Annotated in this window: 22 protein-coding genes; 12 read left to right on the forward strand and 10 right to left on the reverse strand. The window is 31.4% G+C overall.

Going from position 1 to position 26,728, the window contains the following annotated elements; translation table 11 throughout:
- Positions 1-3 precede the first annotated feature (3 nt).
- From V1T75_RS15985 to V1T75_RS16030, 10 genes are all read left to right on the forward strand, one after another.
- Entirely contained in the window at positions 4-2,244 is a 2,241-nt protein-coding gene (locus V1T75_RS15985) for a Z1 domain-containing protein (RefSeq protein ID WP_330489497.1), read from the forward strand.
- Entirely contained in the window at positions 2,237-3,226 is a 990-nt protein-coding gene (locus tag V1T75_RS15990; RefSeq protein WP_330489498.1) for a PD-(D/E)XK motif protein, read from the forward strand. The genes V1T75_RS15985 and V1T75_RS15990 overlap by 8 nt, the downstream gene beginning before the upstream one ends.
- Before the next feature lie 316 nt (positions 3,227-3,542).
- On the forward strand, positions 3,543-3,935 hold the full coding sequence (locus V1T75_RS15995) for a hypothetical protein (protein ID WP_330489499.1): 393 nt from the start codon (positions 3,543-3,545) through the stop codon (positions 3,933-3,935).
- Between the two features lie 19 nt (positions 3,936-3,954).
- A complete protein-coding gene (locus V1T75_RS16000; protein WP_330489500.1) occupies positions 3,955-4,647 on the forward strand; it encodes a hypothetical protein in 693 nt (230 codons plus the stop codon).
- Between the two features lie 119 nt (positions 4,648-4,766).
- Positions 4,767-5,213: a MarR family winged helix-turn-helix transcriptional regulator gene (locus V1T75_RS16005; RefSeq protein ID WP_330489501.1), complete on the forward strand. Its 447-nt coding sequence runs from the start codon at positions 4,767-4,769 to the stop codon at positions 5,211-5,213.
- Positions 5,197-5,619, forward strand: coding sequence for an organic hydroperoxide resistance protein (locus V1T75_RS16010; protein WP_330489502.1), 423 nt, complete (start codon positions 5,197-5,199; stop codon positions 5,617-5,619). The genes V1T75_RS16005 and V1T75_RS16010 overlap by 17 nt, the downstream gene beginning before the upstream one ends.
- A gap of 11 nt (positions 5,620-5,630) precedes the next feature.
- Positions 5,631-6,266 carry a nitroreductase family protein gene (locus tag V1T75_RS16015; protein ID WP_330489503.1) on the forward strand — a complete coding sequence of 212 codons (636 nt, stop codon included), beginning with the start codon at positions 5,631-5,633 and terminating at the stop codon, positions 6,264-6,266.
- Positions 6,267-6,451: 185 nt separating this feature from the next.
- Positions 6,452-6,922: a DinB family protein gene (locus tag V1T75_RS16020; protein WP_330489504.1), complete on the forward strand. Its 471-nt coding sequence runs from the start codon at positions 6,452-6,454 to the stop codon at positions 6,920-6,922.
- Positions 6,913-7,632 carry an ArsR/SmtB family transcription factor gene (locus tag V1T75_RS16025; protein ID WP_330489505.1) on the forward strand — a complete coding sequence of 240 codons (720 nt, stop codon included), beginning with the start codon at positions 6,913-6,915 and terminating at the stop codon, positions 7,630-7,632. The genes V1T75_RS16020 and V1T75_RS16025 overlap by 10 nt, the downstream gene beginning before the upstream one ends.
- Before the next feature lie 14 nt (positions 7,633-7,646).
- A complete protein-coding gene (locus tag V1T75_RS16030) occupies positions 7,647-8,324 on the forward strand; it encodes an SGNH/GDSL hydrolase family protein (protein ID WP_330489506.1) in 678 nt (225 codons plus the stop codon).
- A gap of 94 nt (positions 8,325-8,418) precedes the next feature.
- On the opposite strand, the gene V1T75_RS16035 is transcribed toward V1T75_RS16030, so the two are convergent.
- From V1T75_RS16035 to V1T75_RS16055, 5 genes are all read right to left on the reverse strand, one after another.
- Positions 8,419-9,357: an ornithine carbamoyltransferase gene (locus V1T75_RS16035; protein ID WP_330489507.1), complete on the reverse strand. Its 939-nt coding sequence runs from the start codon at positions 9,355-9,357 to the stop codon at positions 8,419-8,421.
- 63 nt (positions 9,358-9,420) lie between these two features.
- Positions 9,421-11,778: an ABC transporter permease gene (locus tag V1T75_RS16040; RefSeq protein ID WP_330489508.1), complete on the reverse strand. Its 2,358-nt coding sequence runs from the start codon at positions 11,776-11,778 to the stop codon at positions 9,421-9,423.
- 21 nt (positions 11,779-11,799) lie between these two features.
- Complete coding sequence (locus V1T75_RS16045; RefSeq protein ID WP_330489509.1) at positions 11,800-12,507, reverse strand: ABC transporter ATP-binding protein; 708 nt, start codon at positions 12,505-12,507, stop codon at positions 11,800-11,802.
- Positions 12,508-12,530: 23 nt separating this feature from the next.
- Positions 12,531-13,784: an efflux RND transporter periplasmic adaptor subunit gene (locus tag V1T75_RS16050; protein ID WP_330489510.1), complete on the reverse strand. Its 1,254-nt coding sequence runs from the start codon at positions 13,782-13,784 to the stop codon at positions 12,531-12,533.
- A complete protein-coding gene (locus V1T75_RS16055) occupies positions 13,784-15,151 on the reverse strand; it encodes a TolC family protein (RefSeq protein WP_330489511.1) in 1,368 nt (455 codons plus the stop codon). The genes V1T75_RS16050 and V1T75_RS16055 overlap by 1 nt, the downstream gene beginning before the upstream one ends.
- A gap of 200 nt (positions 15,152-15,351) precedes the next feature.
- Here V1T75_RS16055 and V1T75_RS16060 point away from each other — a divergent pair, with 200 nt between their 5' ends.
- Together V1T75_RS16060 and V1T75_RS16065 are read left to right on the forward strand one after the other, a co-directional pair.
- Entirely contained in the window at positions 15,352-16,731 is a 1,380-nt protein-coding gene (locus tag V1T75_RS16060) for a sigma-54-dependent transcriptional regulator (protein ID WP_330489512.1), read from the forward strand.
- Positions 16,721-18,070 (forward strand): sensor histidine kinase, encoded by a 1,350-nt coding sequence (locus tag V1T75_RS16065; protein WP_330489513.1) that lies wholly within the window; start codon positions 16,721-16,723, stop codon positions 18,068-18,070. The genes V1T75_RS16060 and V1T75_RS16065 overlap by 11 nt, the downstream gene beginning before the upstream one ends.
- On the opposite strand, the gene V1T75_RS16070 is transcribed toward V1T75_RS16065, so the two are convergent.
- The 5 genes from V1T75_RS16070 to V1T75_RS16090 all read right to left on the reverse strand — a co-directional run.
- Positions 18,059-18,766, reverse strand: a complete 708-nt coding sequence (locus V1T75_RS16070) for a 4'-phosphopantetheinyl transferase family protein (protein ID WP_330489514.1) — start codon at positions 18,764-18,766, stop codon at positions 18,059-18,061. The genes V1T75_RS16065 and V1T75_RS16070 overlap by 12 nt on opposite strands.
- Positions 18,767-18,799: 33 nt before the next feature.
- Positions 18,800-19,516, reverse strand: a complete 717-nt coding sequence (locus V1T75_RS16075; RefSeq protein ID WP_330489515.1) for a thioesterase II family protein — start codon at positions 19,514-19,516, stop codon at positions 18,800-18,802.
- 9 nt (positions 19,517-19,525) lie between these two features.
- Positions 19,526-22,597: a cyclic peptide export ABC transporter gene (locus tag V1T75_RS16080; protein ID WP_330489516.1), complete on the reverse strand. Its 3,072-nt coding sequence runs from the start codon at positions 22,595-22,597 to the stop codon at positions 19,526-19,528.
- A 150-nt stretch (positions 22,598-22,747) separates the two neighbouring features.
- Positions 22,748-22,924, reverse strand: coding sequence for a hypothetical protein (locus tag V1T75_RS16085; RefSeq protein ID WP_330489517.1), 177 nt, complete (start codon positions 22,922-22,924; stop codon positions 22,748-22,750).
- A 90-nt stretch (positions 22,925-23,014) separates the two neighbouring features.
- The coding region (locus tag V1T75_RS16090) for a non-ribosomal peptide synthetase (protein ID WP_330489518.1) at positions 23,015-26,728 on the reverse strand (3,714 nt) is incomplete at its 5' end.

The raw sequence follows: 26,728 nt of genomic DNA on the forward strand, positions 1-26,728 counted from the left end.
CTTATGTCAAAAACTGAAAATATAAATATTATGTCTAGTTCCTCAAATGATGAAAGTTGGACACCTGAATATGGTGAAGAATCAGAAAAATTATTGAATAAGATTTTCGGTGATGATACAGATGCCAAAGAAAAAGTAAAAGAGGAAACATATCACATTATGAAATTATGTGGTAATCCAAATGAAGAAACTAATAACGACACAGGCTTAGTTTTTGGATATGTTCAAAGTGGTAAAACATTATCTTTTACTACACTAACAGCTTTAGCAAGAGACAATAATTATCAAATAGTAATAGTTCTAGCAGGCATTTCAACAAATCTTGTGAATCAGTCTTTCAATAGATTACAAAATGATTTAGACATAAATCAAGGTTTTCATAGAAAATGGGTGATGCTTAACAATCCAAAAGACCCTATTAAAAATCCGCAAGATAAAAATACTATTCTAAGAGAACTTCAAAATTGGAAAAAGCCCAATACTCCTGATGATTTCAAAAAAACATTACTGATTACTGTAATGAAAAACACGAGTCACCTAAAAAACTTACTTGCGGTATTAAAAAAACTTGATTTATCAAATGTTCCTACTTTAATCATTGATGATGAAGGAGATCAAGCGAGTATGAATACACGAGCTAGTTCAAATGCTAGACGAGAACGTAATGGTGAGGTTCTTACTGAAATCCAAATGAGTACTATTTATCGTAGAATTAGAGATTTAAAAAACACTCTACCACATCACACATTTATACAATATACAGCTACACCACAGGCTCCGTTATTTATTAATATTTTAGACAACCTTTCCCCTAATTTTATTCAACTTTTAACTCCAGGGGAAAAATATACTGGTGGACGTGCTTTTTGTCAAGAAAATCATTTTATCATAAGAGAAATACCTTATTCTGAGATTTATGGTGATGATAATGTATTTCAAGAAGCACCTGAGACACTTCAAGAAGCAATGCGTATTTTCTTTTTAAGTGTTACATCAGGCTATCTATTAGGTAATAAAAAAGGTAATCCAAAAAACCGTTCAATGATGGTACATCCATCAAGATTAGTTGAAGAACACGATATATATTATGATTGGGTTACACACATCAAAAGTCTCTGGGAAAAAGTTTTGTTAGAAAGAGATGATAATGATGAGACTAAACAGCAAATAATTTCAGAATTTAAAGAATCCTATAAAGACTTAAAGACAAATGCTCCTGAAATACAACCTTTTGAAATTCTTTTAAAAACTTTAGGGCATAATATTAGTAACACGGCTGTTGAACAGCTAAATTCAAGAGCAGGAAGTTCAGTTGATTGGAATAGTAACTATTCGTTTATACTAGTAGGTGGTCAAGCAATGGATAGAGGTTTTACTGTTGAAGGATTGACAATAACATATATGCCAAGAAATATGGGGGTTGGAAATGCTGATACTATTCAACAACGAGCTCGTTTCTTTGGTTATAAAAAAGATTTTTTAGGTCATTGTCGTGTATATCTTGACGCAGAAAATATTCATCTGTTTAGTGAGTATGTAAATCACGAAGAAGATATACGTAAAAAGTTATTTGAACATAAACTTTCAGGTCAGCACCTAAACGAAATGGAAAGAAGATTTGTGCTAAATGAAATGTTCAGGTTAACTAGAGTTAATGTGCTTTCTGAGGATTTGACAAGAACTACTTTTGGAAATAAATGGGTTAGAATTAGGGCTCCTCACGATAGCGAAATTATTATCGAAAGTAATAGAACTATAGTTGACAAATTCGTTAGTAAATATGAACAGCAATTTTTAGAAGATAATGGCCATAAAGATAGAACGGATGAGCAAAAACATCTAGTTGCTAAAATCCCATTAAAGGACTTATTCACAGACTTGTTAAATGAATTGAAATTTACTAGACAAACAGATTCTACAACTTATACCAATTTAAAATCTGTGATTGATTTATACACAGATGAATTTCCACCAGAAGATAGTTTTGTTTACTTAATAGCTAAAGGCACCCCTAGAACAAGACGCTTAAAGAAAGATGAAATTCAACAATTATTCCAAGGTAAAAACCCTAGAACCGGAGAAGTTATTTATCCAGGGGATGAAAAAATAAAATCTGAAGATTCCGTATCTGTTCAAATACATAATCTCAATTTTAGAGATACGGATTACGAAAATGTTGCCACAATTGCTGTATGGGTACCTGCTCGATTATCACAATCATTAATATCAAAAATTAATGACTGATTTAAAAGAGATATATGAAAAATTGCCTTTGCCGAAAAATCAGAGTTCGAATTCTTATTCAGCGAAAGCAATTAAGGGCTATGAAAATCATAGAATAGCAAAAAACTTTACTGATAACCCAAGTCTTTTAATATTAATTTCAGAACAAAATCAAAATTTTTTTATTGCAAATCAAAATCTCTTTAACATTAAAGTTTCTCATAATCTTAAATGCGAAATAGAGTCGGGAGAAAAAGTAACTCACAACAATTTTTCGGTAGTATCGTATATCGGTCAGAATAATGATGTTAAAGAACTGTTTTTGAGTACTTGCCAAATATTGATAAAATCACTTGGTCAAAGTCCATCAAATAAGCAAATAAAAAATACTGTTGGAAAATTTATTGAACTTTTCAAAGCAGTAAAAGAAACTCCGAGAAATTCTATACAAGGTCTTTGGTGCGAGCTATTTTTAATCGAACAATCTTCATTTCCTGAAAAATTGATAGCTGGCTGGCATAGCATTCCCGAAGAAAAATTTGATTTTAGTTTTGATAAATTACGTATTGAAGTTAAAAGTTCCGCATCAGAATCAAGAATACATCATTTTAGTTCAAGACAACTAAATCCGATAAATGGTACAGAAATAATTATTGCATCTGTCTTAGTTAATTCAAATGTAGGAGGTTTTGGTATAAATGATTTGCTAATCAAGATAAACGGAAAGCTAAATGACTTCTCTAAGCAAAAAGAGAAACTCCATCTTCTAGTCTATTCGACTCTGGGTATTGATATTGAAAAAGTTAATCAAATTAAATTTGACTACGAATTAGCTAAAAGTTCATTGCACTTTTATAAATCGACCAGTATCCCAAAAATTGAAGATATCAATATTCCTAAAGAAGTTTCTAATGTAAAATTTGTTAGTAATTTAGTGAATTCAACTCCGATTGACTTAAGCTTTGACGAATTGATAAAACCTCACATTACTGATAAAAATTAAATATTATAAAGAATAAAACACCAACGCTAAAATCATACACATTTACAGAGGTTACGCTAAATTCAATCGTGAAAATCACTGACAAAAATATGATTCCTAAAGCGAACGAACTGCATAAAGAGGCAAACAAAATGTGTTTTATTGCTAATTCTTGTAACTTCAAAATAGGGCATAACCCAAACACATTGGCAGAATAAAAACCTTACTATCAATAATGTATTATTGTAACTCTAGCACAAAACAGAAAATTAAAGTATCTTTAATCCGATAACTAGGTTATACGAAATCGCTATCATAAAAAAGAAAAAATAACTCTATGAACACACCTATTTTAATAGCTAATATCTTAACCTTATTAGCCTTCTTTATCCATACTTTTATGGGCGACAAAGAATTCAAAATAATTGAGCCCGAAGACGACCCTAAACATTTAAAACGAGAAAAATGGACCATGGCAAGAAGTGGTTGGCATTGGATTTCTTTTGATTTATTGTTTGCTTCAATTGGACTTGGATTGATCAATTTTACCGACTATTTGGAAAGTGAAACACTACTACTTCAATTATTAGCCATCTACTTTTTTGGATACGGAGTTGCTTGGTTGATTGGAATAACTATTTCTAAAAAGTTTCCAAAAAACTATTTAAAATTAGGACAATGGATGTTGTTGTGGTTAATAAGCGGACTTATTTATTGGGGAATATACTAGATAAAAAACTCTCAATGTTATGAAAAACAACAGGTCAACTCAACTAGATTCTGCTTTTTTAACCGAGCACAAATTATCAACCGCTCCCCCACCAGCAGATTCGTTATTTTGGAATATGTGGAATGCTTGTGAAGACATTGCTAATAAAGCATTGAACACTCAATTTATTCAAGAGATTAAATCAGGAACACTTAATCCAATAGATTACGGAGGTTTTAATATTAATGATGCCTATTATTGTTTTAAGGGAGCGCAAGATTATTTAACTGCTATGAACAGGACTTCAAATGCCACTCTTAAAGCACTTTTATTCAAAAAATATCATAGCTATCAAAAATACAATGAAACATTTCCTAAAACATGGCATATAAAAGATACCACGGGAATTGTACCCAATGAGATTTGTAAACAATATTCTCAATTTGAGTCTATGGTAGCCTCTCATCAAGATCCTATTTACGCGCTTATAGTAATGATACCTTGTGAATATTTATGGGCTTGGTTAGCGGAACAGCTATCTCCTCCTTCATCAAAAAACCTTTATGCTCCTTGGATAACTGGAAACAATGATCCTAGCGGTGCTTATGCGATGGGTAATTTTTTAGAGGAGTACCAGAAAGAAAATCCTATAGATGAAAAGCTAGCAACACAGCTCTATACCCAAGCAATCACCTACGAATATCAAAATTTTAATACAACTTTAAGCAGTTAATCATTCAGTAAAATAAATGAATTAACATTCTTAAAATAATTTTCACATAATTTTATAACAATTAAATTGCACACAATTTAATTGTGTAATATATTTGTATCGTTATTTATAAGTCAATCATGTCAGAACAATTAAAATTAACCAATCAAGTATGTTTTCCTGTATATACACTTGCGAAAGAAGTAATTAGTTTATACCGTCCCATACTAAAAGAGTTAGACTTAACCTACCCTCAATATTTAGTAATGTTAGTATTATGGGAAGAAGGTGGTCAAAATGTCTCAGAAATAGGTACTAAACTTAATTTAGATAGCGGTACTCTTACTCCTTTACTTAAAAGACTTGAACAAAAAAAACTTATTGAGAGGAAAAGAGAAGTTACCGACGAGCGTGTTGTAAAAATTAATTTAACAGAACTAGGAAAGAATATCCAAGAAAAAGCAGAATGCGTTCCTGGTCAAATTATGACTTCTCTAAATATTTCTGTTGACAAATTAACAGAACTCAAAAATATAATAGAACATATCTTACATCAAATTAATAAAAAAAATGAAGCCAATTTATAATATCAGCGCCAAAGCAACTGGCGGAAGAAACGGACATGTAAAAAGTGAAAACGGAGTTCTAGAACTTGATGTTAGACATCCGAAAGCGTTGGGAGGAGCTAATGACGATTACCCAAACCCTGAAATGCTTTTTGCAGCAGGGTATTCAGCTTGTTTTGATAGTGCTTTGAACCTAGTCATCAAAAAATCTAAAATCAACACAGGTACAACTACTGTTCAAGCAACAGTAAGTATTGGTCAAATAGAAAATGGTGGTTTTGGACTTGCTGTAGCATTGGATGTAAATATTCCTGATGTTTCTTTAGAAGAAGCAAAAACCTTAACCGAAAAAGCACATCAAGTATGTCCTTATTCAAATGCTACAAGAGGAAATATTGAAGTAAAATTAAATACAACAAATAATTAAATATTAATACAATGTCATTAATAGAAAATCTTAACTGGAGACATGCTGTAAAAGCTTTTGACCCAAATAAAAAAGTAAGCGAAGAACATATAGAAAAAATTATTGAAGCTGCTAGATTAGCACCAACCTCATCGGGCTTACAGCAATTTAGAGTTATATCAATATCTAATCAGGAAGTGAAAGAAAAGTTAGTACAAGGGGCTTTAAACCCTGATTCTATGAAGGACTGCTCACATGTACTAGTTTTTGCCGCTTGGGATAATTATACCGCAGAAAGAATAGATAAAGTGTATGATTTTACCACAGATGAAAGAGGTTTACCAAGAGGTAGGTTTAGCAGCTATACAGATATGCTTAAAAAAGCCTATTTAAAGCTTCCTGATGAAGTTAACTTTGCACACACCTCAAGACAAACTTATATTGCTTTAGGATTAGCTTTAGCACAAGCAGCAGAGTTAAAAGTAGACACTTGTCCTGCTGAGGGATTTGACAATAATATAGTTGATGAAGTTTTAGAATTGAACAAATTGGGCTTAAAGAGTGTATCATTAATGTACATTGGGTATGCCGATGATGAAAAGGACTGGATTAAACCAATGAAAAAAGTTAGAATTCCTAGAGATGAATTCGTTATTGATGTAAAATAGCACCGTAATAAACATCGTTTTATTAAAAAAGTAAAACATTTAACTAAATGCTTTTCTTACAGCTTTGTCTGTTTATAGAAAAGCATTTGTTTTTTAATTGATGTAAATTCCATACTTCATTTTAAAATGAAATAGAATATAAAAGCGTCATGTACTTTTACACTCAAATAAACACGTAATTTACTATGAACGCTATAGAAAACATACTATTAAACTTTTCAGAAACAAGAAGACGAAGCCTCAAACTATGGAAAGACATTCCTGATGAATTTTTAAACTGGAAACCTGACTCAGAAGCTTTTTCGATTATCGAAATGATAAGACACATTCTGGAAGGTGAACATTTATTTCATACAATTATTAAAAACAGCGGTGATTTAGGAAATTATAAATCCCCTTGGGAAAATTTAGCTTTTTCTGATTTAAAAAATGAGCTTAGCTTTGCTGAAAGATATCGTAACAGTTTTATAGAGATGATAAAAACACTTAATAAAACTGATTTAGAAAACATACGTATTGAACGAAAAGAGGTGAGGCAAAGTAAAACATTAGGAGATTATTTAAACAGAATGGTGTATCACGAAGCCGTTCATACTGGTCAACTATTAGGGTATTTAAGAACACTTGGTGTTAAACGACCTAAAATATGGGATTAAACAATCATAAAAGCACAACTATCGAAGAGTTAGAACATCAGTTTAGTAAAATTGCTGCTATTTTAGGAGATAAGTCTCGCGCTATCATGTTGTGGAATTTACTGGATGGCAGAGCTTATACTGCTACAGAATTGGCTACAAGTGCAAATATATCGTTGCAATCGGCAAGCAATCATTTGAAAAAACTAGTTTCTGCAAACATCTTATCTGTTGAAAAACAAGGAAGGCATCGCTACTTTAAATTTGCTAACGATGAAGTTGCACAGGTTATAGAATCAATGGCTAGTTTAATTTCTATAGCTAATGATTACAAGAAAATTAAAACTCCTAAACTGAATGATTTTACTTACGCCAGAACTTGCTACGATCATTTAGCAGGCAGCCTTGGTGTAGAAATAACAACTTCTTTATTAAACAATAAAATCATTACAATTTCTGATAAAAATTATGTTGTTACTCCCTATGGAAAAGAATGGTTTAATGAAATTGGAATAGATATTAACCTTATTCAACTTAAAAAACGCTCTTTTGCTCATCAATGTTTAGATTGGAGTGAAAGAAAGCATCATATTGCAGGAGCATTGGGAGCTTCTCTTCTCGAAGCAATGATTAAAAAAGATTGGTTACGTAAAAAACCAAACTCTAGAGAAGTTATTATTACCACTATTGGAAGAATCCAATTAAAAAATAAGTTAAATTTAGAGGTGTAAAAATATCATTACCTTTGAAGAAGCTACTCTACATACTCCTCTTTTTTCAACTTTCTGTTCAAGCGCAACAAATATTATTTGTTGGAAATAGTTTAACTTATACAAACAACATGCCTAAAATGTTAGCGTATATCGGAAACCAACAAGGAGTTCCTATCAATACCAAAAGCTTGTGTTTTCCTAACTATGCTATTATTGACCATATTAACGACGGAAAACTTCAAAAACTGTTAGCAAAAAAACAATTCGATTATTTAGTTATTCAACAAGGTCCTTCCTCACAAGCAGAAGGAAAAAGAATGCTAATACAAGACGGAGCGACAATAAGAGCTCTTTGCAAACAATACAATACTAAACTAGGTTACTTTATGGTATGGCCATCCGTTAGCTATTATCATACTTTTGATAAAGTAATTGAAAATCACAAATCTGCCGCCCAACAAAATAATGCTTTGTTATTTCCTGTGGGAATTATATGGAAAGAATACAACACTTATAAAGACAAAGAGTCTTTATATAGCTTAGATAACTTCCATCCTTCTACTGCTGGAAGTTTTGTAGCTGCTCTTACTATTTTTCATCAATTATATCCAACAAAAAACCTTCAACAACTCCCTTTTGAAAAGTATAAAAAATGGGTAGCTGATGAAGATTCTTTTAACTTGTTGGTTCGGCTAGTACAAAAGCAATAAAAACTTATACTAGCCGTGATTAAATAAGACTGCTCTTAAAAAATGGGACTATAATTAAGAGTTTAGCCTCCTATTTATTGAACTCTAGTACTGTTTACTGCATACACCACTCAAGTACTGCCTTTGCACTGTGCATTTTATTCTCAGCTTGATTAAACACAATACTTTTTGTACCGTTAATTACCGACTCTTCTACTTCGTCTCCTATATGAGCAGGTAGATCATGCATAAAAATAGCTTCAGAATATTTATCCATAAGCTCTTGGTTAACTGTAAATGGTTCAAATGACTTTCGCCAATTCGAATCTAACTTTTGAGTTCCTGTTGTTTGCCAACGTGTTGTGTATACAATATCAGCATGATTTGGAAGATATTTTAAGTCACTATACTCATTAATTACAGTATTTATTTTTTCTCCCAATTCTTTCGCATAGTTCAATGCTAGAGGATCTATTCCATAATTTGGCGGTGTAAAAAAACTAATCTTCATATTAGGAATTTTAGCTATTGCCAAAGCAAGGGCTACAGCTGTATTATTTCCTTCTCCTAAATAAATTATTTCTAAACCGGGTAATTCTCCAAAATAATGTTTCATTGTAGTCAAGTCTGCTAACGCTTGAGTTGGATGCTCATCTGAAGTCATCGCATTTATTACAGCCATTCTATCTTGATTCGCAAAAGTTCTAATTACTTCAGGATCGCTTGCTGTTCTAGCAACTAACCCATCTAACATTCGAGAAAGAACATTCATTGTATCACTTACACTTTCTCCAGTGTTTAACTGTAAATCATTGGGACCGTATGTTACTATTTGTGCACCTAAACGAAGGGCTGCTGTTGAAAAAGAAGTTCTTGTTCTTGTAGAAGTTTTGGTAAAATATATTCCAATGACTTTTCCTTTTAGTTGACTTCCAAGAGGTACTTCTCTATTTATGTATGACACCCCTCTGTTTATAATTTCTATAATTTCTTCTGGAGATAAATCTTTTAAAGAAACTATGTGTTTTTTTGTTTTTTTGATTGTAATACTCATGATAACTTAATTTTATTCACTGCTAACAGGTTGCTTTTTTTATTTACAATTGGTCTTAGCATGTTATTCATCCCTCAATGCTTCTACCGGATTCTTATACGCTGCTTGAATAGCCTGGTAACCAACTGTTAGAAGTGCTATAGTCATGGCTATAAAACCTGCCAATAAAAAGTATACTACACTTAAATCTACCCTGTATGCAAAACCAGTCAACCAATCTCTTGTTAATAGATAAGCTATTGGCAAGCCTACAAGGATTGCTGCTCCTACAAGTTTTGCAAACTCAGACGTTAACAATAAAATTATTTGAGATTTTTTTTGACCTAATGCTCTTCTTATTCCTACTTCTTTTTTTCTATTCTCAGATGTAAATATTGCCAAACCAAACAACCCTAAACAAGAAATAAGGATGGCTAAACCTGCAAAATATTTTGACAAAGTAGCTATTCGCTGCTCCGATTGATATAGGGCATCAAAATCTTCATCAATAAACCTATACTCAAATGGAAATCCAGCATTATAATCTCTGTAAAAACTTTCTATTTCTTTGATTGTTCCTTGAAGCTCTCCTGCCTTAATTTTAACCATTATCGTACTTGTTCTTTGAGTATTACATATAATAAACATGGGTTTTACTTGTTGTTGTAGTGACTCAGTATGAAAATCTTTAGCTATTCCTACTATTTCATATTGGTCTCCCCAAAGATCTACAGTTTTACCAATTGGTTCCTCCATTCCAATTAAATCAATTGCTTTTTCATTGAAAATGATTTTAAGACTGTCGGCACTAAAATTTCTTGAAAAAGATCTACCTTCCTTCATCTTAATTCCTAATAATTCTAACATATCATAATTAACACGCATATATTGCATGTCTACAATTTTGTCAGGTTCTTTTCCTGGCCAAATTAAATCTCCTGTAGAGTTTGCTTTTCCTATAAATTCATTAAACATACTTGAAGCGTTTTTAACTCCAGGTATTCTATCTAATGCCAACAAAAAGTCATCTAATTGAGTAATTGCTTTTCCTTCCGCTTTAAAGGCTATAACATTATCTTTACTATATCCTAAATCTTTATTCTGAATAAATTTCATTTGTTGGTAAATCACCATTACGGCAACAATTAAAATAACAGACAATGTAAACTGAAAGATAACCAAGCCCTTACGCATTAACAATTCACTAAAACTTGTACTTAACTTTCCTTTTAAAACTTCTACTGCATTTAATTTTGAAAGATAAATTGCGGGGTAACTTCCTGCCAAAATACCAGTTAAAACAATCATTCCAAGAAAGATTCCCAGTAATGTAGTGTTTAGTGAAAGAGTTATTTGTTTACCAGATATAGCATTAAACTGCGGAAGCAATAGCACAACAAGTAATAAGGCTATAATTCCTGCTATACATACTGTTAACATCGATTCTCCAAAGAATTGCATTCTCAATTCTTTTGTTTTAGCTCCCATAGATTTTTTTATCCCTATTTCTCTCATTCTTCTAGAAGCATTCGCTGTTGATAGGTTGATAAAATTAATACAAGCTATGAGTAAAATAAAGAACACTATAATTCCGAATATTTTTACATAGTCAATTCTTCCCCCTACTTGTACTCCTTCCTCATATTTATCGTATAAATATTTACTTGAAAATGGTCGTAAGAATAGAGATGCGGTTTCATTATTTGAATTTTTAGCTATAATATTTTCTATTTTAGATGCTACTAACTCTGGAGAAACGCCTTTATTAAGTTGAATATAAGTATATACATAACTGTTATTCCAATTTTTCTTTACTCTTGGAATATGCACATATAAAGACTCAAATGGCAATACATAATCAAATTGAACAGAGCTATTCAATCCGGTCGTATCAAACACTCCCGAAACCTGTTTTACGTGTTCGTTGTTAAATTTAACACTCTTTCCTAAGATTCCTTCGGCAGTTCCAAAGAGATTAACAGCCATCTCTCTTGAGATAACAATGTTATTTATGTCTTTTAAAACTGTTTGTGGATTACCTTGCGTAAGTTTATATGAAAACATTTCAAAAAATTCATCTCCAACATATATTCCTTGAAGTTTAAACCCTGTGTTTTCTACTGAAATTACATTTTTGGCAAAATCATAGATATAAGGTATTACATTTTTTACTTCTGGAATATCGTTTTTAATGGCTTGCGGTAATACAGGAGGAGTATTTTCATAAACAGACACTCCATTACTTTCTTTAGACCTTACCATTGCTTGGTACAATTCCTTTTCGTTTTCATGAAATTTATCTACAGTCCATTCTTCGTAAATCCATAAACAAATGAATAATGCACATGCTAAACCAGCACTTAATCCTATAATATTAATTAGAGATACACTTTTATAACGTAATGCATTTCTAAAAAACAATTTTAAATTATTGATTATCATAATTTTTCTTGATTGTTATAATTAATTTAACATCTCAGTCTTCATTTCAACTGGCTCATTCATAGTTTCTGAAACTATTTTTCCATCGAACAAATTAATTATTCGATGTGCAAACTGGGCATCGTAATCGGAGTGTGTTACCATTACAATAGTAGCTCCTTCTTGACTAAGTTCTGAAAGAAGATTCATGACCTCTTGTCCATTTTTCGAATCAAGGTTTCCTGTTGGCTCATCTGCTAAAATAACTTTAGGGTTTGTAACTACGGCTCTGGCTATGGCTACCCTTTGTTGTTGTCCTCCTGAAAGCTGTTGTGGATAATGTTTGGCACGATGACCTATTTTCATTCTCTCCAACACGGCTTCTACTTTTTGTTTTCGCTCTTGTTTTGGAACTTTCATGAACAATAATGGTAGCTCTACATTTTCAAATACAGTTAGTGTATCAATTAAATTAAAATTTTGAAAAATAAATCCTAAATTTCCTTTCCTTATTTGAGCACGTTGATCGTCTGAAAGCTTTGACACTTCGTGTCCTCCAAACACATATGAACCTGAAGAAGGTTGATCTAAAAGCCCTAGTGTGTTTAACAGTGTCGATTTTCCACATCCTGATGGTCCCATTATCGCTACAAACTCATTTTCTCTAATATGTAGTGAGACTTCGTTTATTGCTAAGGTTTCTACATTTTCAGTTCGGAAACTTCTTTTTAAATTTTTTAACTTTATCATGTTTTCTAGTTGTTTTTTGGTTATTAATTAGTTATCACAATTTTTTCTGCATTTCCAAAACCGTTATAACTCGATGTTATTATTTTTTCATTAGGTTGTAATCCTTCAATTACTTCAAAATATTGTGAATTTTGTTTCCCTAAACGAACGGGTCTTTTAACTGCATAAGCCTCTTCCTCATCTAAAACAAACACATACTGCCCTCCACTACTTTGATAAAACCCTCCTCTAGGTATTAACAGTGCTTTGTTTGATTCTCCTAACTGTAACTTTAAGGTGTAATTTTGACCTGTTCTTATTGTTTCTGGTTTTTGGTCTGTAAATACTAAATCTACACGAAACTTCCCATTTCTTACTTCTGGAAATATTTTTCGTAATCGAAGCGGATAAGACTTCCCATTTCGTTCAATAATAGCTTTGAGGTTTCTCTGAACACGATCTATATAATGTTCATCAATTGCTGCTTCTATTTTAAAATCGGTTAATACATTAATTTGACCTATTCGTTCTCCTTCATTAATACTCTGACCTATTTCTGCATCTAAGTAACCTAATTGTCCATCGGCAGGAGCTCTTACATTTAAATGGTCTATTCGATCGTATACCATTGATAGTGTTTTGCGCATACGAGCCAAATCAGAGTTTAACTCACTCATCGTTGCTGTTCTTAATTTAGTGTCTTGTTCAGTTTGCTTCAGTACTATTTGATTATTTCGTTTGGCTAACTCATACCCTTCTTTTGCTTTCAAATATTCCTCTTTTGCTATCAATTCTTCTTCAAATAAGGTTTTGTTTTGATTGTATGCTCGCTTCTTTTGAATAAGCTCATAATCTGATTGTGCTAAGCTTTTTTGTCCTTCAATTTGGCGAGCATCAAAATTTAATCTTGTACTTCTCAAATCATTTTGCTTTAAGGCTAAGTTATTCTCACTTGCGAGAATTCTTTCATACAAATTCTGATTCTCTAGCCTTAAAATAATATCTCCTTTTTTAACCATCGCTCCTTCTTCTACCTTTTTTTCCACTACTCTTCCTCCTTCATAAGCATCCATATAAATTGTGGCAATGGGTGCTACAGAACCACTTATAGAGATATAATCATCGAATTCTCCTTGTTTTACTTTTGCGATACTTAAACGATTTTTTTCTGTTTTAAAGGTAGCTTTACTGTATCCAAATAATAATTTCCATATGATAAAAAGAGCTGTGATTACACCAATTGCCATTGCAATATGCTTCTTTTTTATCCCTTTTTTAGTTTCTAATTGAATATCCATTATCTTTTGTTTGTTTTTTTAATATTAAATACCTGAATTCCTCTATAAAATAATAGTGTTTGTTCTTGAACCTTTAATTTTAACTCTACTTGTAAGTTTTCGTTTTGAGCAGTAGCATAGAGATTTTTTTCTGTATTAAGGTCTATTGCGTTAATTAAACCATTACTGTACTTTTTTTGAGCTATCTTAAATGATAACTCTCTTGCTTTTTCTTGCTGTTGTGTTTGTTCATATTCGGAAATAGAAGATGTATAATCTTGAATTAATTGTTCAATAATTTTTCTAAGCTCTTGTTTTTCCAATTCAAAACTATTTTCAGCTTGTAATAATGCTATCTTCTTTTGTTTTATATTAGATCTTCTACTCCAAGCTTGAAAAATAGGAATGCGCAAATTAACACCTACAGAGGTAGAGGCATTATCTTTTAACTGTTTATTAAAAGATATTATCTTACCTGTATCATCTACATTTGTTTCGTAATACCCTGTACCATAACCCAACGAAAAAGATAACATTGGCGCTAAGGCTCCTCTTGATATTGCCAACTCTTTTTTAGCTGATGCTACCCTCGCTTTACTTGCTTTGATAGAGGGGATAAAAAGAGTTGCTTTGTTATAAATATGTTTTACAGAGTGAATTGAATCGTTTTGTTTTTCTTTCCTCCCTAAAGTTGGAATCTCATTTATTTGTATTTGCAATGGATTTTCTAAATTCATTTCCTGAGCCAACTGAAGTTTTGCGAGTTGTAAATTATTTATGGCTTGTGTTAGTTTTAATTTATCTGTCATGAAAGCAGATTCGGCAGTATAAACATCTGCTCCTGCTTTAATTCCCATGTCCTTTTGTCGCTTAACAAAAGTGAAATTTGTTTTAGAAATTTGCTCTTGTGCTTTAAAAATCTCCACCGCTTTTTTAAAATACAACACATTGTAATAGTGTTCCATTACTCTAAAGGCCAGCATATACTTTTCTTGAAGCGTTTCTTCAGAAAGTGCTTTGTGAATAAATTTGGCAGAGGCTATGGTGTTTAGTTTTTGCCATCCGTTAAAAATATCTACAGAAGCATTTATTGAATAGTTATTAGAAAAGAAATCTGTACTTACAAAAGTGTTATTATTAGGATCTACTGATCTTCCGTATTGTATTGAATACCCCACATTACCTGAAATTCTTGGAAATAAATTTCTGTAGACTTGTCTTTTGGTTTCCTGTCCTGAATCTTCACTATATTTAAAATCTTTTATCGAAAGATTATTTTCTATTGCATAATTGATACATTCATCTAAAGACCAACTTTTCTGTGCTAATACTAACATTGGATTCAAGAAAATAAAAATCAATGCGTATAAAATATTTTTTTGTGTCATTGTAATTAAATTGTTAGTTTGCTATATACCAAGATGGTGCCAACAAACACAACCTACTAAAAACCAACACATAAGAATACGAGGCAAGTAAAAAAACAATTGATTATGTAAAAAATATTTACACTTGATGTCAATTTTTTTGACAAATATTTTTACAAAGTTTATCATTTTAATATCTTTACTAAACAAATTTATAGGCTATGAACCCTGGAAAAATATTGGTAATTGATGATAATAAAAGCGTCCTTAGTGCTTTAGAAATCATGCTACAATCTGAATACAATACTGTAGATTCTATTAGCAATCCGAATCTAATCACTTCTTTTCCTAATATCAAAACTTATGATGTTATTTTACTAGACATGAATTTTTCTGCAGGAATAAACTCGGGAAATGAGGGGCTTTTTTGGTTGAGAAAACTCAAGGAACTCTCTCCTGATACTGCTGTTATAATGATGACTGCTTATGGTGATATAGAACTGGCTGTTAAAGCCTTAAAAGAACAGGCATACGATTTTATTTTAAAACCATGGAATAATGAAAAACTATTAACAATGGTTAAATCAGCTATGGAGCTCAAGCAGTCGAAAGTTGAAATTCATAAGCTTAAAAACAAAACTGTACAACTCAAAAAAATAATAGCACAACACAACAACAATACTATCATAGGTAAGTCTGATGCTCTAAAAGAAGTACTCGACTTAGTTGATAAAGTTGCCAGCACTGATGTTAATGTACTCATTACTGGTGAGAACGGAACCGGTAAAGAAATGATTGCTAAAACACTTCATGCAACATCATCTAGAAAAAACGAGGTCTTTATTTCTGTTGATATGGGATCTATTTCTGAGTCTTTGTTTGAAAGTGAGCTTTTTGGTCATTTAAAAGGCGCCTTTACTGATGCAAAAGAAGACCGTATCGGTAAATTTGAAGCTGCTGAATCTGGCACCTTGTTTCTTGATGAAATTGGTAACCTATCTCTCTCTATGCAAGCTAAACTCTTATCGGCTATACAAAATAAAACTATTGTTAAAGTAGGATCTAATACTCCTATTCCTGTTGATATTCGCTTAGTTTGTGCAACAAATTGTAACTTAGATCAAATGGTTTTAGAAGGTGCTTTTCGTGAGGATTTACTCTATAGAATTAATACCATACATGTAAGCTCTCCTCCACTTCGTCAGAGAGGCAATGATATTATTTTATTGGCAGAGCATTTTTTACATACTCTTGCAGCAAAATATAACAAACCTCCTTTTACTATAAGTGAAAAAGCGCAAACAAAACTACTAGAACATTCTTGGCCTGGAAATGTTAGGGAATTGAAACATACCATGGAACGTGCGGTAATTTTGAGTGATGCTACGATATTAACACCTAATGATTTCATTATAAATAGTGCTGAAAAAAAAGAATTGGACAACTCTTCTATTTTTACTCTTGAAGAAATGGAAACAAAACTGATTAACAAAGCCTTATCTCTTTCTCTAGGAAATTTTACAGAAGCTGCCAAAAAATTAGGTATTACCAGACAAACACTTTACAATAAATTAAAAAAAATAAATGCTCATGGTAAGTAAGTCTTATTTTTTACAAATAATTATACGAATATCTCTAATTAGTCTTACTTCTTTAGGAATTTCTCTTGTTTTTCACGACTCATTTTATGGAACTGTACTATTAATAGTCTTCCTAATTTTACAAACTGTTTTTCTAATTTCTTATATCAATCAAGTTAACAAAAAAATTGCTTTTTTTTTCGAAGCTCTAAAAAACGATGATTTTAGTTTAAACTTTCCAGAGTACTCTTCAGGAAGTATTTTAGATAATTTAACTAAAAACATCAACGCTTTTAATCGAAAAATTGAGCGTATTTATGCGGAAAACAGCGCGCAAGAAAATTATTACAAAACCTTACTAAATCAGGCTAATATAGGTATTTTCACTGTTAATGAAGAAGGAACCATTCTTTTTAAAAATTCAAAACTTAAAGAACTTCTAAATTATTCCTCTTTAAATAATATTCGTCAAATTAAAAGTTTAAATGAACATTTATTTCACTTTATTGACACTTCTAAAAATTCTAATAAAACATTAATAGAATTTACGAACGAAAGAGAAACTGAGCAACTAATTGTAAAAATAGCTCCTTTTAAATCATTCACCAATACAATTAAACTAATTACAGTTCAAGACATTAAACAGGAATTAGACAAAAATAAAACCGATTCTTGGATGCGTCTTATTAAAGTTATGACTCATGAAATTATGAATTCTGTAGCTCCAATAACTTCGATTGCAGACTCCCTCTTATGTTATTACGAACCTACCAATACTTCTCCTTTCCAAAATTTTTCAGAAACTGAACAAAAGAATATTTCTAAAGGATTGAATGTTATAAAGACTCAAAGTAAAAACTTATTGCGCTTTGTTGATTCGTACCGCAGTTATATTAGTGTTCCTCTTCCTGAAAAAAGTATTTTTAAAGTACATACACTTTTAGTTGAAGTTCATAACTTAATGCTACCTGAGGCCAATAAAAAAGGGGTTTCTTTTTCTGTGATATCGACTCCTACAGAGTTAGAACTTTTTGCAGACAGACAACAAATAAACCAAGTATTGATTAATTTAGTTCAAAATTCGCTACAAGCACTAAAAACAAACAATACCATTCCATGTAAAATATCTCTTGAAGCCGGTATACATTCTTCAAACAAAAAATTCATACGTGTGACAGACAATGGCCCGGGGGTTCCTGAAGAAATCATTGATGATATTTTTGTCCCCTTTTTTACCACCAAAGAACAAGGAACGGGTATTGGTCTTAGTTTATCTAAACAAATAATGCATTTACATGATGGAAACATTTTACTCCATTCTAAAGAAAATGATGGTACTTCTTTTACTTTATTGTTTTAAATGATCTAAACTTTTTTCTAATTTTTTAAGAATGTTCCTTTTTTCAGCGTCATTATAAAAATCTATATTGATAAGTTCTACATTTACTTTTTCAACATTCGTAGCAACATAGGTTTTATAGTTTTCTGCTAAATGAATTTCCTGCAAGTACCATGTTTTTTCTTTACAAATAGCTTTTTCGTCAAAAATGTGAATCTCTGGAAGCGAGAGCGAAAAGCCTCGACCATCTGCTTTAACTACACTTTCTTTTATTACCCAATAGGTAAAAAATTGTTTTAGAGGATTTGGAGCATCTGAAATATTCTTCCATTGCTCTTCATTCATTACTTGTTTGAAATCTTTAAACCCTATGTCTTTTATTTCTTCTATATCTATTCCTAATTTTACTGTCTCAGAAAGACAACATAACACATATTCTCCTGAATGAGAAATATTGAATTTTATACCTTCTTCCAGGTACGGTTTTAGGTTGTCTCCGTATTTTATTTTATTTAATATATAAGCTTTGTAACCTAATTTATTATACCCTAGTTGTAAAAGTAACTTACCAAATAAATTTGAATGTTGATCTTCCCAACGTTTATAAAGCTTATTCTTTTCTTTTAATTCTTCAGATAAAAACTGTACATACTCATTATATATTTCAGAAGATAGGCTTTCTGGAAAGGTTGAGTATAAAATATAAACTGTGTGCAACTACTTTTTTTTTATATATGAGTTTGCAAAAGCTTAAGCTTTTGCAAACATTACTAATTCATTGTTAATTACTTTTACGATTTCTTTGGTTTCATCGTGAATAAAAAAATGCCCTCCTTTAAAATATTTTAAGGTACAGCTTCCTATAGTATATTTCTTCCATCCATTTCTTTTTTCTTCACAAAACTCTTCTTCTTTTCCAAACATCGCTGTAATATTAATTGTTCTTGGTTCATATTTTTGAGTATGAATTTCTGTATCTGCGATGCTGAAATCGTTTCTTAGCAACGGTAAAAATATGTCAACCAACTCTGGATATTCAAAAAAATTTGGTGGGGTTCCTCCCAAATTCATTATTTCTTTCTTAAAAGCGTCGTCATCCATTAAGTGATAATTTTTTTTCTTCCTTTCGATATGCGGAACTCCTTTCCCTGAAAAAAAGGCATGCATTGGTAATGGCATTTTGTTTGCCTGTATCTTTTCTAATAATTGATGTACTATTAATCCTCCCATACTATGCCCAAATAGTGCGTAAGGTTCTCCTCCTTTTATATCACTTTCAATTGTATTAAATATATCTTCTATGATTTCATCTAAAGAAGCCATTGGCTTTTCTTTAATTCGTTTTCCTCTACCTGGTAATTCAATAGGTTTAAGTATAATATTACCATCTAGAAAAGGTTCCCATTTGTTATAAATCATCGCTGAACCTCCCGCATAAGGAAAGCAAAAAAGTTTTATTTTATTCATAATTCTTTATCAAATTTGTAAAAAATTTTTATCATTTATTAATTCATATTCTTTTACATATTCTCCTTTACCAAAATCTAATTTTAAAATTTTATCGGCGACATCAAAATATTGATCATCGTGAGAAATTGCTATTATAATTTTCCCTTGTTCTTTCATTTTTGGTAATAGTTCTCTGTAAAAATATTTTCTAAATACAGGATCTTGATCTGCTGCCCATTCATCAAAGAGATAAATTGGTTTATCTTCAAGATAACATTGTAGTAATGCCAATCTTTTTAATTGTCCGCCAGAAAGAGAAATCGTACTAAATTTACCGTCTTCTATGTTTACTTTTTCTTGAAGTTGTAACACTTCTAATAGTTCCTTTATTTTATCTTCATCTAAATTTATATCTTCTGCATATATCTTTTGAAAAAGATAAAACGGATTGAATACGGCACTATAATATTCTCCTAATTCTTTTGCGCTTACTCTTTCTCCATTTATAAGAATTTCACCTGATTGTGGAGTGTATAAACCTGTTAATAATCTGGATAGTGTTGTTTTTCCACTTCCATTTCCTCCTATAATAAAAAGAACTTCTCCTTTTTTTACCTGTAAATTTATAGGTCCTACAGAAAATCCGTTCCCGTACTCAAACTCTACAGAATCGGCTTGAAAAGATTCTAGTACGGTAGGAACAGTTATGGTCTTTGATGTTACATTCTCCTCTGTCTCTAATGTAATATCATCTAATAAATTCTGAATCCTCTTCCAAGCAATTTGTAAATGAATTAACTGGGGTATTGCATTAAAAATACCGTTGATAGGACCAATAAGGTATAATAAAATTACTACAAAACTCAATACAAGTCCGTCTTGTACATGAGGGAAGAATTCTGGAATTCCAAAAGCTGTTACCCCTAAGAGCACAATTAATAACGATTCTCCTACAAGAAAGGCATTTATAAATTTAATATTTGCTTTAGTACTCTTATCTCTAAACTCTTCTGTACTGTATTTGAGGTCTTCTTTGTAATTTTCTTTTTTCTTTTTATTAATACTTAATTCTTTGTATCCATCTATCATTCCATTAAGAAGTTCTAGATAAACCGTCTTTGTTTCTCTAGCGATATCGAATAAGCCTTTGGCTCTATTACTAACTACATAGTAAATTGAAGTAATAACACCAATCATTAAAACAGTAACTAAGGTTATCCACATATTCAGAATTGCCATATAAGTAAATGCACCAAAAGCTGTAATTATGTTGGTTGTAATACTTACAAATGTATCTGCAGATTGACCAATTGTACCGATATCATCATCCATTACAGAATACACCCTACCTCTGTCTATTTTTTCAAATTTTTCAAAAGAAGTAAGGAAAACTTTATCTATCATACTTATACGCAAATCATAAATGATATTTTTAGTAACATAAACCATTCTAACTTGAACTATTTTCCTCATTAACAAATATGTACCAGCTGCCAACGCAAAATAAAACAGCATGTATTTTAATTCCATATTACTTTGAAAAGAAGATGTAATGAGTACGATAACTACCATATTTGCTAAACCTGAAATTACACTCAGAACAATAACCTTAGGAGCCACTCTTTTGTACTCGTTTTTTTCAGGAAAAACAGTAGCTATAATTAATGCCATATAACTTAACAGCATACCTGTTACTGCTAGTAGAGCTACGGCTGCAAAACTAAAAGAGGTCCAAACCAAGGCAGATTCCCATGTAAAATTAGCCATGGCAGTTGGTAGTAAATAAATTCCTGCTAAAAATGGAATAAAAGCTAGTAACGATATTAATAAGTCTTTACCTTTTCTTAAGGTTAACCTCTCAAAAGAGCGTCTTCCTTTAACGATATCATACACAATATAACCTATAAAAAATAAGACTCCTAAAAGATATATTCCTATTAAAATTGATACTACAGAAAAACTTTTGTCTTGTGATGCATGCAGCTCTAATGAGTTAATTTTATCTCCTGCTACTAACTTGAGTAAACGATCTCCTAAAATTTGAGTATAATCACTATTTGCATTTGCTAGCAATACAACTCCAGCATTTTCTTTTTTTCTAAAACCTACAAAAGAAGAGAAGTTGGGATTCATTCCCCCATGATAAACTGCATCATCTCCTCTTAAAGAAACCTCCCAACCATAAGCATAAGATGCTAATCCGTGTGGTTTTACCGATTGATCTCTTGTATGTGATTTTGTAATTATATCTTGAAATTGGTTATTCTGTATCCCCATTTGATATTGCAGCCATTTCGTCATATCGTCGATATCGGACACAATATACCCAGCAGGCTCATTCCCTTTATAAATTGGAGCATCATAAGGTCTGGCTTTAAAGAAACTAATTTTATTACCAATACTCATTCTATCTTTAACTTCATCAGAACCCACATAGGTATCTTTAAGTTCTAAAGGAAACAACACCTCGTTTTCAACATACACATCGTAAGGCATTTTTGATACTTTCTCAATTAATAATCCTAAAATGTCATAGTTTATGGTAGCGTATTCATAACTAGTACCAGGAGCTGTACTTAACTCAATTCCATTGATTTTGTCTACGGTATTTCTTAATGCTTTTTCACTTCTATCCTCAGGAATGAGAGATAATGTTTCCCAAGGTATTCCACTTGTATGGTGAAGTAATTGTTTTATTGTAATTGGTGTTTCTTTCCCTTGAAAAGTAACAACGAACCAAGGGAAATAATCTGACACATTTTTAGCTAAATCTATTTTCTTTTCTTCAACTAATTTTAGGATAGCCAAAGCTGTGTATGCCTTTGTAGTAGACCCCAGTTCAAAAAGGGTATGATTGGTTATTTCTTTATCATTGTTTGTAGTTTGATACCCTAATGTTTTTATTTCTTTATGATTGCCTTTGACAATACCAATGGCTATACCTGGAATATCTCCCTCTTCCATTAATGCTTCTATTTCAGAAATCATTTCTTTAGAAAAAAGAGAACTTTTTTCTTTCACTTTTTGTCCAAATATAATTCCTGAACCTAGGAAAATAATTAATAAAGCTATGGTATAACGTATGTTTTTTTTGTACATCTAAATTCTAGTTATTTGGTGTAGATTAATTAAGCGTTTTTTGATTTTTAATAATAACTATTTTAAGCGATAAAATACAACATTAAGTAAGTGTTTTACCCGTTTAAAATAATTACTAATTTTAGTTAAGACACCATTATTAAATTTAATTTACTTCCCTCCAGTAAGATCGTGCAATGCTTGACTACAACATGCTGGGTAACAAATTTCACACAAATAAGAACCTGCTGAAATAGATCGAGAACCTGCTGAAATAGATTTCATTTTTTCGTTAGGAAATATTTCATTTTTCCCTTTTTTAAATTCTTGTAAAGTTGATTTACACATCGTTTTTAAATTAGTTAAGTTATTGCCTACTCGTATAGCTTTTCGGCTTCCGCTATTTTTTAATTATTTTTCTTTAGTTTTCTCATTTTCTTACTCAATGATGATCTCTGTAGTCATAAAAGTTAGAATTTTCTTGGAAAGTTCTTCTACATTTTCTTTCTGAACCATTGTAAAGTGGTCTCCAGAACTTGTTTCAAATATCATTCTTGAATTTTTTGATTTCCAACGTTTTACATTTTCATCTTTAAACTCATAATTATGTGATTCTGCCTGTATTAAAAGTGCTTCATAATTATCATTCACTATTTCATAATCTAATGTTAAGTTTGTTAAGCACACCTTAAATAATTTTTTAAAGGTTTCCATGTAATCATCAATTTCAAAATACGTTTCTAAAAAATTAAATACTACTGAGCTAATTCCTTTTTTAGAAATATTATTTTTCATTTCAAAAAACTCCTTTTCAATATGCTCTCTTTTACATCCTTCTTTAGGAGTAAAGAATTCTTCTCGTAAATAGCGTTCTAATAAAAAAGATACATGTTCTCCTATTTGTTCTTCTTTCACTGGTTGAATTCCTAATTGAGAATCTAACATTGTTAAAATTACGAGTTCCTTTTCGGCATCTAATTGCCTTTTCATTTCTAAGGCTATGATTCCACCATCTGAATGTCCTACAATAGCATACGGTCCTTTAGGCTGTACTTTTCGAATTTCTTCAATGTTTTTTCGAGCCATTTCTTCAACACTTGACAAAGGCAATTCCTCTCCTTGCATACCATAAGCTTCTATTCCATAAACGGCTCTGTTTTCTCCTAACATTTGCGCCAAATCATAATAGTAATCAACCATACCATATAGTCCTGGTATAATGTAAATTGGAGACCACTCTCCTCCCAAACTTAATTGCTTTAGCCTACTATTTTTTTGTTTGGCACTAAGTACAAATTGACTCACAGCTTTGCTAAACTCTTCAATCGTTGGATACTTAAATAACATCTGAAGTTCTAACTCTTGCAAGCCTAACTCTTTTTTAATTGCTACTTTTAGTTTTATTAGTAGTAATGAATGTCCTCCTAATTCAAAAAAGTTATCTTTTATACTAACCTTATCGCAATGTAAAAGAGCTTCCCATATAGTCGCTAACTTACGTTCAGTTTTATTTCTAGGGGCAATGTATTCAGATTTGTCTCCTTCAATTTTAGGAGCTGGTAAAGCTTCTATAGCTACTTTTCCATTTTCTGTTAACAAAATCTTTTCTATGAAATGATACCCTACAGGAATCATATAGTCTGGTAAATGATTTGCTAACGCTGTTCTGATTGTTTCTTTATTTAGATTTTCTGAAACGACGTAAGCAACTAATTGTTTTGTTTCCTTATGATCTACAACAATAACTTTTGCTTGTCTTACTCCTTCAATTTCAAGGAGTTTATTTTCTATTTCTTCCAACTCTATACGATAGCCTCGAATCTTAACCTGCGTATCTTTTCTACCTAAGAACTCTATATTTCCATCTGGCAACCATTTACCTAAATCTCCAGTTCGATACATTTTCTTCTTTTCTTTAAATGGATTGACTACAAAATGTTCAGCTGTCAACTCTGATCTATTTAAGTAACCTTCTGCGATTCCTGCTCCTCCAATATAAAGCTCTCCTACAACTCCTTCTGGTTGTAATTTTAAGTTTGCATCTAAAATATATACTTCCCTATTCCATATAGGTTTCCCTATAGGAAGACGTTCTAATTGCTTTTCTACTTTATAGTATGTTGCACATACTGTAGTTTCTGTAGGTCCATAGGTATTGTACACTGAAAATTTAGAAATCAGGTTATTTACTTGGCTCCATTTCAACGTATCTCCTCCACTTATTAAAATTCTTAACGAAAGTTCATAATCTTCTATATGCTCATTTACATACTCTAACAAATATGGGTTAGTACTAAGCACAGTAATTTTATGCTTTAAACAATCTAACACCACTTTTTCAAAATCTCTTCGTTCTTCTGTAATAACTAGTTTTCCTCCAACTCCTAATATTGGAAATATTTCTTCTATTGAAGTATCAAACGAAATACTGGATTGTTGTAAAATACTATCTGTTGGTTTTAACCCAAAATATCCAATCACTGTATGTACATAATCTGACAAGGCTCTATGTGAAGTCATTACTCCTTTTGGTCTTCCTGTTGTTCCTGAGGTATAAATCATATAAGCTAAGTCCTCATTAACAATGTTAGGTACATTAACGTTTTTTATTTTTAAAAGAGAGTGTTGTTTGTCGGTTGCAATTGAAAGAACTTTTGTTTTTTCTAAACTGAGTGCTTCCAATTTTTTAGAATCATTCGCAATTAAACATTTTATTTGAGAATCCGAAATTATAAAGTTTACTCTTTCTTCTGGATACTCTATGTCTATTGGCACATATACTCCTCCCATTTTTAAAATCCCTAAAATACCTATAGGAATAGAGATATTTCTTTCTACATAAAGTCCTACAAAATCATGAGGTCTTATTCCTTGTTCTTGTAGCATTAATGCGACCTCTGTTGAACGATAATCTAATTCTTTATAGCTTAATTCTTTTTCTTCATAAGCTATTGCTATAGAATCGGGGTTTAACTTGACTTGTTTTTTAAATAACTCTAAGAAAGAACTCTCTTTATAATAAGTATTTACAATACCTTTCCCTACATTATTTACCAGTTTTTCTTTATCTTCTTGAGTTATAACTTCAAGATTTATAAGCTTCTTTTCCGCACTATTTAAAACCTGATGAATACAATTTTCAACATATTTTATATAATTTTGAATGGTGCTTTCTTTAAATAAAGCTGTACAATAGGTAACGGATAAAGCTATTTCTTTCCCGTTGTCTGAAGCATTAAATTCTAAATCAAATTTAGAGACTGTATTTTTGCCTGATTGGTATGACTCAATTGTTCCTTTTTCTACTTTGTCTCCTACTTCCTCTTCGTATTGATATGTAAACATCACATCAAATAACGGATTACGACTAGCATCTCTAGATAACGAAAGGCTTTCTATCAAATCTTCATATTGATATTCTTCGTGTTCAAAACTTGATAAAACCAATTCCTTTACTTCCGATAAGTAATCTACATAACGTTTTTCTCCACTTGGAGCACTGCGAAGTGCCAAGGTATTGACAAACATCCCAACCATTTGTTCTACATCTGCATGGCTTCTTCCTGAGGTAGGGGTACCAATAACTATGTCTTCTTGACCACTTAATTTACTCAATACTATTTTGTGAATAGACAGTAAAAACATAAACATCGTTACATCTTTTGACTCTAATAAGTTTCTTATCTTTTTTGTCAATTCTGCCGTAAGAGTTATACCTGTAGAGGATCCTAGATCGTTTTTAACCCTTGGTCGCATGTAATCATAAGACAACGTTAATGGTGTTACTTTATTTACATACATTTTCTCCCAATACTCCTTGTCTTTTGCTTGTTGTTCTTTGTGAACCTCGCTCTGTTGCCATTCTGCATAGTCTTTATAGTGTAACGATACTTCTGGTAAAGCTTCTCCTTCGTATAAACGAGCAAACTCTTCTAACAAGATGCTATGGGAAACCCCGTCACTAATTATATGATGCATGTCTATCAACAACAAATGACCCCCCTCTATATCTCGTACAATACCTACTCGAAAAGGATACTCTTTGTTTAAATCAAATGGACGTACAAATGATTCAATATACGCTCCTATCGTTTCCTTGCCTTCTATATAAGATACCTCAAAATCTGATCCCTCCAATACCTCTTGATACAC

This window comes from Tenacibaculum sp. FZY0031 (assembly GCF_036350695.1).
Lineage (GTDB): Bacteria > Bacteroidota > Bacteroidia > Flavobacteriales > Flavobacteriaceae > Polaribacter.